The 10,030-nt window shown below is 58.6% G+C and carries 7 protein-coding genes and 1 pseudogene; 7 read left to right on the top strand and 1 reads right to left on the bottom strand.

The annotated features are described in order from the left end of the window. Both RTK01_RS04190 and ygfK read left to right on the top strand, forming a co-directional pair. Positions 1-196, top strand: a pseudogene (locus RTK01_RS04190) (chlorohydrolase); the annotation flags it as partial. A gap of 90 nt (positions 197-286) precedes the next feature. After that, the gene (gene ygfK / locus RTK01_RS04185; RefSeq protein ID WP_312279767.1) at positions 287-3,241 is read left to right on the top strand and encodes a putative selenate reductase subunit YgfK; all 2,955 of its coding nucleotides are present in this window, start codon (positions 287-289) and stop codon (positions 3,239-3,241) included. 186 nt (positions 3,242-3,427) lie between these two features. Here the strand turns inward: ygfK and RTK01_RS04180 are convergent, their stop codons facing one another. Next, entirely contained in the window at positions 3,428-4,534 is a 1,107-nt protein-coding gene (locus tag RTK01_RS04180; RefSeq protein WP_312279769.1) for a helix-turn-helix transcriptional regulator, read from the bottom strand. Positions 4,535-5,059: 525 nt separating this feature from the next. Between RTK01_RS04180 and ftcD the strand changes: the two genes are divergently transcribed. The 5 genes from ftcD (at position 5,060) to RTK01_RS04155 (ending at position 9,865) form a co-directional block, all read left to right on the top strand. After that, positions 5,060-5,971 carry a glutamate formimidoyltransferase gene (ftcD, locus tag RTK01_RS04175; RefSeq protein WP_293009999.1) on the top strand — a complete coding sequence of 304 codons (912 nt, stop codon included), beginning with the start codon at positions 5,060-5,062 and terminating at the stop codon, positions 5,969-5,971. A 10-nt stretch (positions 5,972-5,981) separates the two neighbouring features. Continuing rightward, positions 5,982-6,608 carry a cyclodeaminase/cyclohydrolase family protein gene (locus tag RTK01_RS04170; RefSeq protein ID WP_312279766.1) on the top strand — a complete coding sequence of 209 codons (627 nt, stop codon included), beginning with the start codon at positions 5,982-5,984 and terminating at the stop codon, positions 6,606-6,608. A gap of 41 nt (positions 6,609-6,649) precedes the next feature. Beyond that, positions 6,650-7,246 (top strand): HutD family protein, encoded by a 597-nt coding sequence (locus tag RTK01_RS04165; RefSeq protein ID WP_312279765.1) that lies wholly within the window; start codon positions 6,650-6,652, stop codon positions 7,244-7,246. 27 nt (positions 7,247-7,273) lie between these two features. Then, positions 7,274-8,944 (top strand): formate--tetrahydrofolate ligase, encoded by a 1,671-nt coding sequence (locus RTK01_RS04160; RefSeq protein WP_294857258.1) that lies wholly within the window; start codon positions 7,274-7,276, stop codon positions 8,942-8,944. 111 nt (positions 8,945-9,055) lie between these two features. Next, on the top strand, positions 9,056-9,865 hold the full coding sequence (locus RTK01_RS04155; RefSeq protein ID WP_312279764.1) for a formate/nitrite transporter family protein: 810 nt from the start codon (positions 9,056-9,058) through the stop codon (positions 9,863-9,865). The last annotated feature ends 165 nt before the right edge of the window (positions 9,866-10,030 follow it).

The following is a 10,030-nucleotide window of genomic DNA, read 5'->3' as shown; positions in this document are numbered from 1 at the left end:
CCCCTTCTCCGATGAGAATATCGGCGGACACATGCTCTTTGGCATGACGGGCCGCCAGTGCAAGACTACCATGATCAACGGCAAGGTTTTGATGAAGGACCGGGTTTTGACCGAGATTGACGAGGACGCGGTTAACGCCCGCATTCTGGAAAGCTCCAAGCGTCTTTGGGGCCGGTTGAACCACAGAGAGTATTGAGATGAAGGGACGGGGCGTCCGCCGTGGCGGCGGAACAGCCCGCTCCGTCCTTTAAGGCATGAGGAAAAAATATAACGGAGGTAAACGGAAATGAGCGAATTGATGACCCCCATCCCGTTTCGGGAATTGATGGCATGGACCGTCTCAGAGCACCAGCAGGAGGGTACCGTGTTCGGCGCCCGTCGGCCCTATCTGGCCGGGACGAAGACCCTTCCCATTTTTGGTGAAAAAATTGAAACTCCCTTTGGCCCCGCGGCAGGTCCCGCCACCCAGCTTGCGCAGAACATCATCGCCGGATACTACACCGGTGCCCGGTTCTTCGAGCTGAAAACCGTTCAGAAAATGGACGGCGCGGAACTGGCTGCCTGCGTCAACAAGCCCTGCATTCTGGCGGAGGACGAGTGCTATAACTGCGAGTGGTCTACGGAGCTGTATGTCTCTCAGGCGTTTGAGGAATACGTAAAGGCTTGGTGCGCCTGCAAAATGATGGCCCGGCTGTACGGGCTGGGCGACCCCGACGGGTTCGTGTTCAACATGTCCGTTGGCTATGACCTCGAGGGCATCAAGGGCAAGAAGATCGACGATTTCCTAAACGGCATGGCCGACGCGTCCGAAACCCCGATTTTTAAAGAGTGCATCGCCGTTTTGCGGCAGATGTTCCCTGCGGAGGAGGAGTTCATTGCCTCCATCTCCCCTCGGGTTTCCCGCAGTGTCACCGTCTCCACGCTCCACGGCTGCCCGCCGGACGAGATTGAGCGGATTGCAAGTTATCTGATTGAGGAAAAGCATTTCCACACCTTTGTGAAGTGTAATCCCACCATTCTGGGCTATGAGACGGCGCGCACCGTGCTGGATTCCATGGGGTATGACTATATTGCCTTCGACGAGCACCATTTTCAGGAGGATTTGCAGTACGCCGACGCGGTGCCTATGTTCCACCGGCTGATGGCGCTGGCTGCAAAGCACAGCCTGGAATTCGGCTTGAAGCTGTCCAACACCTTCCCCGTGGACGTGAAGCGCAAGGAGCTGCCCTCTGAGGAAATGTATATGGCGGGCAAGTCCCTCTTCCCCCTGACCACCATCATGGCGGCCCGTATTGCCAAGGAATTTGGCGGGCGGCTGCGCCTGTCCTATGCCGGCGGCGCAGACTTCTTCAACATCGACAAGCTGTTTGCCTGCGGCATCTGGCCCATCACCATGGCCACCACAGAGCTGAAGCCCGGCGGATATCAGCGCTTTAAGCAGATTGCCGAGAAGCTTGAAAAGCTTCGTTACGAGCCGTTTATTTCCGTGGATGTGGAGGGCATCGAGGCATTGTCGCTGGAGGCGCGGCGGGATAAATATCATGTCAAGCCGGTTAAGCCCCTGCCCCGGCGGAAGCTGTATGAAAAGGTGCCGCTGCTGAGCTGCTTCACCGCCCCCTGCGAGGGCGGCTGTCCCATCCATCAGGACATTCCGGAGTATATCGAGCTGTGCCATCAGGGCCGGTATGCGGACGCATTGCGCCTGATTATCGAGAAAAACCCCCTGCCATTTATCACCGGAACCATCTGCACCCACCACTGCATGGACAAGTGCACCCGGAATTTTTACGAGGATTCCGTGCAGATTCGCGCCACCAAGCTGGTGGCGGCGGAAAAGGGCTATGACGAGGTGATGCGCACGCTCAAGGCCCCCGTCCTCGCCAATAACGGCGTGAAGGCCGCTATCGTGGGCGGCGGACCCTCTGGCTTGTCTGCGGCGTTCTTCCTTGGCCGGGCGGGAATCCCCTGCACCATTTTTGAAAAGGCTGATACCCTTGGCGGCGTGGTGCGTCAGGTCATTCCCGGCTTCCGTATCAGCGACGAGGCCATTCAGAAAGATGTGGATCTGGTTTTGAAGATGGGCGCGGAGGTTCGCTGCGGCGCGCCTGCCCCCTCCGTGGCTGAGCTGAAGGCGCAGGGCTATACCCACATCTATTTCGCCGTGGGCGCGTGGAAACCCGGCAACCTCAGCATCTCCGGCAACGTGGCCCCGGTCATCGGCTGGATGAAGGACCTGAAGGACGGGAAAAAGGTGTCCCTTGGCCATGTGGTCGTGGTCGGCGGCGGAAACACCGCCATGGACGCGGCCCGCGTCGCCCTGCGGGCGGGGGCCAAGTCCTCCACGCTGGTTTATCGCCGGACGAAGAAATATATGCCCGCCGACGCGGAAGAACTGGACCTTGCCATTGCCGACGGCGTGCGCTTTTTGGAGCTGGTAAGCCCCTTTGAGCAAAAAAACGGAACGCTGCTGTGCAAGCGGATGAAGCTGGGCGAACCGGACGCCTCCGGTCGGCGCGTGCCGGTGGAGACGGGCGAAACCGTGGAAATCAACTGCGACACGGTGGTTTCCGCCGTGGGCGAGCAGGTGGACACCCAGTTCCTCACGGACAACGGCATTAAGCTGGATAACATTGGCTGCCCCGCCTTTATTACCAATCTGGAGGGCGTGTTCTGCGGCGGCGACGTGCGCCGCGGCCCCGCCACGGTGGTGGAGTGCATCGCGGACGCGCAGGGCTTTGCCAATCAGGTGCTGAAAACCTTCCGTAATTCCGTGAACTTCCCCGCAAACGCCCAGTCCTCCCGGGAGGAGGCGGTGGCCAAGCGCGGCATCCTGTGTGAATCCGCCAAGTGCGAGGGAGAGCGGTGCCTGAGCTGCAACGTGGTGTGCGAAAGCTGCGCCGATGTGTGTCCCAACCGGGCCAATGTCTCCATTGAAATGCCCGACGGGCGGCGGGAGATTCTCCATGTGGACCGTATGTGCAACGAGTGCGGCAACTGCGCCGTGTTCTGCCCCTACGACTCCGCGCCCTACCGCGATAAGTTTACCCTGTTCCACAGCAAGGAGGACTTTGACGAAACGGAGGGCAACTCCGGCTTCCTGCCCCTTGACAGGCGCAAGGTTCTGGTCCGGCTGAACGGAACGGTTTCCGAAGCCGATCTGGACGGGGAGAATGCCCTGCCCAAGGATATCGAATGCGTGATTCTCACGGTGTTCAGCCGATACGGCTATTTGATGGGCTGAGCGCCTCACTGAGAAGCTTTTTCACCAATAGGCTGCTCCATACTGTAAGGAGGTCCGCCGAATGCAGATTCGGCGGGCCTTTTTACAGACATAGCCCCAAACTCGCCTCAATTGTTGCAACAATCAATTAAAAAGCGAAAGCGGCGGCTGGAATGAACATTTTTCCGGGATGAGGGCAAATGATTCTCAACCCGGAGTTTCCTCTTGCGGTGCGGATTCCTCCCACCGCAGGCGCGCATAGCCGAAAACGATCCAGATTGCCGCGAGGCACAGCGCCAGCGCTGCCATTGCCGGGGATGCTTGCCCGATAATGGAAACGCTATTGTTGGATGCCGTTCCGACCCACGCGTCGCGGTATTCCTGAAGGCGCGGCAGCCAATAGGTGTACCGCAGCAGCCCTGTCATCTGCCAGCATAGGGCCGTCATCCCCCACTGGAGAGGAATTAACCGTCGAAGGCCGCGTTTCAGCAGCGGCAGCGTGAACAGCGCCGCCAAGGCCAACAGCAGCAGAGTGAATCGGGGTTTCGCCGCCTCAATTTTTTCCAGAAGGGGCGGCGTGAAATAAGAGAGAGACCAATAGCCACAGGCCAGCAGGGGAATCACTGCCGGGATCACCCGCTGCCAACCGGGCTTTTCCATACGAAGGCGCAGATTTGCGCCATTGCGCCGCGTGTTCTCTAATTCTCCGCAGATCCGAAGCAGGCATCGCGCCGCTGCCGTCGGTTCTTCCGACGTGCTCCATATGCGCAGAGCATACCCTGTCGCCGCCGTCAATGCCAGCGTCAGAAGCAAAGCGGCTCCAGTGGCGTACAGCGTATTCATCTGCAACCCGTAGAAAAGCGTTTCCGGGTGTTCTACTATCGGGTTGCTTATCGTGACTAGAGAGCGCGATCCGAATATCAGCGCCAGCGTCCGGGTGCACAGCGCCAGATTTACCGCCGCGTTCATGATGAGATTTGCCCCGAAAAACCAGCGGCTGCGATAGGTGTAATATCGCTGAAGATATGCGCCGTAAGCCATACAGCCCAGATACCCAAGATAGCATATTGCCGTAGGCATAAATAAATCAAGCAGGAAAAACATCGCGCCGCCTCCCAGAGCAAACGCGTAGGACAGTAGATTCTGCCAATCTGTTTGGCTTATCCGACGCACCGGGTCATCCCCGTCCAGCAGATTGTCCACAGTGACGCCCAGCGCCCGAGCCAAAGGCACTAAAAGTTCCACGTCCGGGTAGCCGCCCTCCGTCTCCCAACGGGACACGGTCTTATTGCTAACGCCCAGTGTGTCGGCCAGTTCCTACTGAGTCAGCTTCCGCTCTCGGCGAAAGCGGCGCAGCCGCTCGCTGAAGGATTCGATCAAATTCCTCACATCCTCTCTTTATGAGGGCAGCATATCACCAATCCCCGGGCTTTTCCATCCCGTTCGCCGGGAGTTAAGTCCCGCTTTTCGAGAGGCTGTTCCGCACCGGGTGTATGTGGATTTTTAACAAGGATTGGAGAAGATACAAGTCCCTTTTGCGGTGCTGAAAGAAAAGCATCTTAAAAATTAGACGGTGCGGAGAGAAATAAAAATTTTCCGAATAATTACTGATGCTTTTAGAATTTTGAAACAGTCTGCCGAATTGAAATGCGTGAAGTATCCCGCTGATTTTCTTGAAAATTTTAAAATTAGACGTGTTTTGGATGAAGCCGTGCTATACTGCGGATAGTTTCAAACGCGGTGCTGCGGATTTGCCGCGCAGAGTGCTTGTTTCCGCGGATAAATTTCGGATACCTGATTGATCCTAAGGCATCAATATTTTTTATGGAGGAAATTGATATGTCAAAGCTTGTAGAGTGCATTCCCAATTTCAGCGTCAGCAAGGAAAAAGACGAGCCGGTGTTTCAGGGCCTGGTGGACGTGGCGAACTCCATTCCCGGCTGCACGGTGATGGACGTTCAGTCCGACGGCACCCACAACCGCTGCGTGTTCACGCTGGTGGGTTCTCCCGAGGGCATTGAAGAGGCCGCCTTCCAGCTGTGCAAAAAGGCCACTGAGACGATTGACCTCACCAAGCACGAGGGCGCGCATCCTCGCATGGGCGCCACCGACGTGATTCCCTTTGTTCCCACCATGGATATCTCCGTGGAGGAGTGCGTGGAAATCAGCAAGCATGTGGCCCAGCGCATTTGGGACGAGCTGAAGGTCCCCAGCTTCCTGTATGAGGATTCCGCAAGCTCCCCCGACCGGGTGAATCTGGCGAAGGTCCGCAAGGGCCAGTTCGAGGGAATGCCCGAGAAGCTGCTTTTGCCCGAGTGGGCTCCCGACTACGGTGAGCGGAAGATTCACCCCACCGCAGGCATTATTGCCATCGGCGCGCGGATGCCTCTGGTTGCCTTCAACGTGAATCTGGATACCGACAATGTGGAGGTTGCCAAGGAGATTGCCAAGGCAATCCGCGGCTCCTCCGGCGGCTTCAAGCACTGCAAGGCCATCGGCCTGCTGCTGGAGGACCGGAACATTGCGCAGGTTTCCATGAACATGGTGAACTATGAGGGAACCCCCCTGTACTACACCTATGAGATGATTCGCGCCTTGGCCGACCGGTACGGCGTGCGCATTCTCGGCACCGAGGTGGTGGGCCTGACTCCCGCCAAGGCCCTGATCGACTGCGCCGAGTTCTATCTCAAGATTGAGAATTTCAACTGCCGCAATCAGGTGATGGAATACCACCTGATTGACATGGAATAAGGAGGCGGACATGAAGCTTGTTGACCAGACACTTTCCGGGTTTGTAGACCTGACGGCCTCCAACGCCCCCGCTCCCGGCGGCGGAGCTGCCTCCGCTCTGGAGGGCGCCATGGGCGCGGCCCTGACCGCCATGGTCTGCTCCCTGACGCAGGGAAAGAAGAAGTACGAAGAGTATCAGGAACTGACCGCCGGTGTCGCCGATCAGGCGCAGGCGCTGAAGGCGAAGTTTGTGGACGTGATCGACCGGGACACCGAGGCGTTCAACGCCGTGTCCGCCGTGTTTGCAATGCCCAAGGACAGCGACGAGGAAAAAACCGCTCGCTCCGGCGCGATGCTCACCGCCCTCAAGGGCTGCACGGAGACGCCCTTTGAGATGATGGAGCTGTCTTATGCCGCTCTGGAGTTGACCGACCGGGTGGTGGGCAAGTCCAACGCCAGCGCCGCCAGCGATTTGGGCTGCGCGGCTCTGAGCCTGAAGGCCGCGATTCAGGGTGCGTGGCTGAACGTGCTCATCAACATCGCCGGGATGAAAGATCAGGAATTTGCCGACCGCTACCGTGCACAGGGCGAGGCGCTTTTGGCAAAGGCTCTGCCCTTGGCGGACTCCATTTATGAAAAGGTTCTTAATTCACTTTAAATTATCAAAAACCGATGGATTCAGTCGGAAAGTGTGATATAATGAACGCTACAATTCGGCGCATCTCCCCAGAGGAATATGCCGCCTCCCGCTGGAGCGGGGGAACCACCACGCAGATTGCCATTGCCCCTGCCGGGGCGGTTTACGCCGAGCGGAACTTTCTGTGGCGCGTCAGCTCCGCAACAGTGGAGCTGGAGACTTCGGATTTCACGCCCCTGCCGGACTACGAACGGTTTCTGTCCACTCTGCGGGGGACCATTCGCCTGACCCATGGAGAAGAGGCGCTGGAGCTGAACCCCGGAAGCGTCCACCGGTTCGACGGCGGCGCACCTACCCGCTCCGAGGGCATCTGCACGGACTTTAACCTGATGCTCCGCAAGGGGCGCTGCGCAGGACAGATGGTTTGTCTGCGGCTGGGCGAGGGCGGCGTGAGCCGCCTGAGCCAGACGGTGGCGGCGCCGGAGGCAAAACGTGTTTTTCTGGTCTACTGCGCGGAAGGCGACGGCGAACTCTCGGTAGAGGGGACAGGCGTGCGCTTTGCCGCGGGCGAGGCGGCGCTGGCGGAGAACGCGGAACCGCTGCTGCGATGCGCGTCAGCCTCCGCATTCCTGATTTGCGAAATTGCCGAGACAATCTAAGATAAATGATTAAGGAGGAAATGACCCATGGAATTTAAGACTGACATTGAAATTGCCCAGTCCACAGCCATGCTTCCCATCCAAGAGGTGGCCGCGAAGCTGGGTGTTGGGCAGGAGACACTGGAGCCCTATGGCCATTACAAGGCGAAGCTGGACATTCACGCCCTGAAGGACCTGCCCCGCAAGGCGAAGCTGGTGCTGGTGACGGCCATCAGCCCCACCCCCGCAGGTGAGGGTAAAACCACCACCTCCGTGGGCCTTGCCGACGCGCTGAACCGGCTTGGCAAGAAGACCGTGGTCTGCCTGCGTGAGCCCAGCCTTGGCCCCGTGTTCGGCGTCAAGGGCGGCGCGGCCGGCGGCGGCTATGCTCAGGTGGTGCCTATGGAGGATATCAACCTTCACTTCACCGGTGATTTCCACGCCATCGGCGCGGCCAACAATCTGATGGCGGCGTTGCTGGACAACCACATTCAGCAGGGCAATGTGCTGGATATCGACGTGCGCAGAATCGTTTGGAAGCGTGCGGTGGATATGAACGACCGCCAGCTCCGCCACATCATCTGCGGCCTTGGCGGCAAGGCCAGCGGCGTGCCCCGCGAGGACGGGTTCGAGATTACTGTGGCCTCCGAAATCATGGCCGTGCTGTGTCTTGCCCAGAATCTGGAGGACATGAAGGAAAGACTTGCCAAGATGGTGGTGGCCTATACTCGGGACGAGAAGCCCGTCACGGCACACGACCTCCACGCCGAGGGCGCTATGGCTGCCCTGCTGAAGGACGCCATTAAGCCGAATCTGGTGCAGACGCTGGAGCACACTCCCGCGCTGATCCACGGTGGACCCTTCGCCAACATTGCCCATGGCTGCAACTCCATTCAGGCCACCCAGACGGCTATGAAGCTCAGCGAGTACACTGTCACCGAGGCGGGCTTTGCCGCCGACCTTGGCGCGGAGAAGTTTTTGGACATCAAGTGCCGCGCAGGCGGATTCCACCCCGACGCGGTGGTGGTGGTGGCCACCGTCCGTGCTCTGAAGTATCACGGCGGCGTTGCCAAGGCCGATCTGAACAACGAAAATCTGGAAGCTCTGGAAAAGGGCCTGCCCAACCTCCTTCAGCATGTGGAGAACGTGACCAAGGTTTACGGCCTGCCCTGCGTGGTGGCGATCAACGCTTTCCCCACCGATACTGCCGCAGAGCTGAAAATGGTGGAAGACAAGTGCCGCGAGCTTGGCGTCAACGTGGCCCTCAGCGAGGTGTGGGCCAAGGGCGGCGAGGGCGGCGAGGCCCTTGCGCAGGAGGTCATGCACCTGTGCGAGCAGCCCAACAACTTCCAGTTTGTCTATGACGCGGAGGCGGGCATTGAGGAGAAACTCAACGCTATTGCCACCAAGGTCTATCGCGCCGACGGCGTGGTGCTTGCTCCCGCCGCCAAAAAGCAGATGCAGCAGCTCACCGAGCTGGGCTTTGACAAGCTGCCCATCTGCATGGCAAAGACCCAGTTCTCCTTCTCCGACGATGCTGGGAAGCTGGGCGCGCCCCGTGGCTTCAAGATCACCGTGCGGGACCTGAAGGTGAACGCCGGTGCGGGCTTCTTGGTGGCCAAGACCGGTGATATCATGACCATGCCGGGTCTGCCCAAGGTTCCCTCCGCCGACCGCATCGATGTGGACGCGCAGGGGAAAATTTCCGGCCTGTTTTAAACCGCATTTCCCGGCGGAGCCAATTGGCTCCGCCGGGGTATGAGCCCTCTTTTTAGAGGCATTTTAAAAGAAGCTTCCCGGTTCGTGCGCGGGAGCGAAAGAGGACAGGTTATGCTGAATCCCGCTGAATTTTTGGAAAAGTATACCGAGATTGGTGAAAAAAAGGCTTCGTCCGGCGTAAAAAAGCTTCTGCTGGCAGGAATATTGGCGGGCTTTGCCATTGGAATCGGCAGCGCGGTGACTGCCGCAGCCAGCTATTCCGTTGAAAGCGCATCCATTGCAAAGCTTATCAGCGGGGTTTTGTTTCCGCTGGGGCTGATTATGGTGCTGATGACCGGAGCGGAGCTGTTCACCGGAAACTGCCTGATGCTGATTTCCATTCGGGAACGGCGCATTCGTGTGGGCGGAATGGTCCGAAACCTTGTGCTGGTGTACCTTGGCAACTTTGTCGGGTCGGTATTGCTGGCGTGGGCGCTGCGAACGTTCAGTGGTCCGCATATGGCCGATGGGCTGGTGCTAAAAATGATTTCCACCGCCGTTGCAAAATGTTCGTTTACCTTTACCGAAGCATTGGGCCTTGGTATTTTGTGCAACATTCTGGTGTGTATGGCCGTGATGATGGCCCTGTGCGCAGAGGACTCTGTGGGCCGGGCTGTGGGCGTGTTTGGCCCTGTCTGCTGTTTTGTGATCTGTGGGTTCGAGCACTGCGTGGCCAATATGTATTACATCCCCGCGGGTCTGATGGCGCTGACGCTGCCCGGTGCCGGTGCGGTTGTGACGGCGGCTGGTCTGGATATCTCGGCCCTGACCTGGGGAAACTTCCTGCTGGGGAATCTCTTGCCGGTGACCATCGGGAATCTTTTGGGCGGTCTTGCCTTCGCATGGCTGCTTTGGTCCGCACACCATAAAAAGTCCGCGTAAACCGAATTTTCCGGGCGAGGCCCGGACATCATTCCAGAGCCGACGGTCCGCAACCCCGTCCCCAAGCCCCTGAAAATGCGAAGTATTTTCAGGGAAGAGGAGGAGCGGCAAAAAGATCGAGCTTGGGCCGAAAGGCCGAAGCGAGGGATATGGAGCCTGCTCCGC

Source organism: Oscillibacter sp., from assembly GCF_031978065.1.
In the GTDB taxonomy this organism is placed as follows: Bacteria; Bacillota; Clostridia; order Oscillospirales; family Oscillospiraceae; genus Oscillibacter.
This window is presented reverse-complemented; position numbering and strand designations above follow the sequence as displayed.

What these genes read in the sequence shown, in the direction of transcription:
- ygfK (WP_312279767.1), top strand. Translation starts at nt 287, where the DNA reads ATGAGCGAATTGATGACCCCCATCCCGTTTCGGGAATTGATGGCATGG.
- ftcD (WP_293009999.1), top strand. Translation starts at nt 5,060, where the DNA reads ATGTCAAAGCTTGTAGAGTGCATTCCCAATTTCAGCGTCAGCAAGGAA.
- RTK01_RS04170 (WP_312279766.1), top strand. Translation starts at nt 5,982, where the DNA reads ATGAAGCTTGTTGACCAGACACTTTCCGGGTTTGTAGACCTGACGGCC.
- RTK01_RS04165 (WP_312279765.1), top strand. Translation starts at nt 6,650, where the DNA reads ATGAACGCTACAATTCGGCGCATCTCCCCAGAGGAATATGCCGCCTCC.
- RTK01_RS04160 (WP_294857258.1), top strand. Translation starts at nt 7,274, where the DNA reads ATGGAATTTAAGACTGACATTGAAATTGCCCAGTCCACAGCCATGCTT.
- RTK01_RS04155 (WP_312279764.1), top strand. Translation starts at nt 9,056, where the DNA reads ATGCTGAATCCCGCTGAATTTTTGGAAAAGTATACCGAGATTGGTGAA.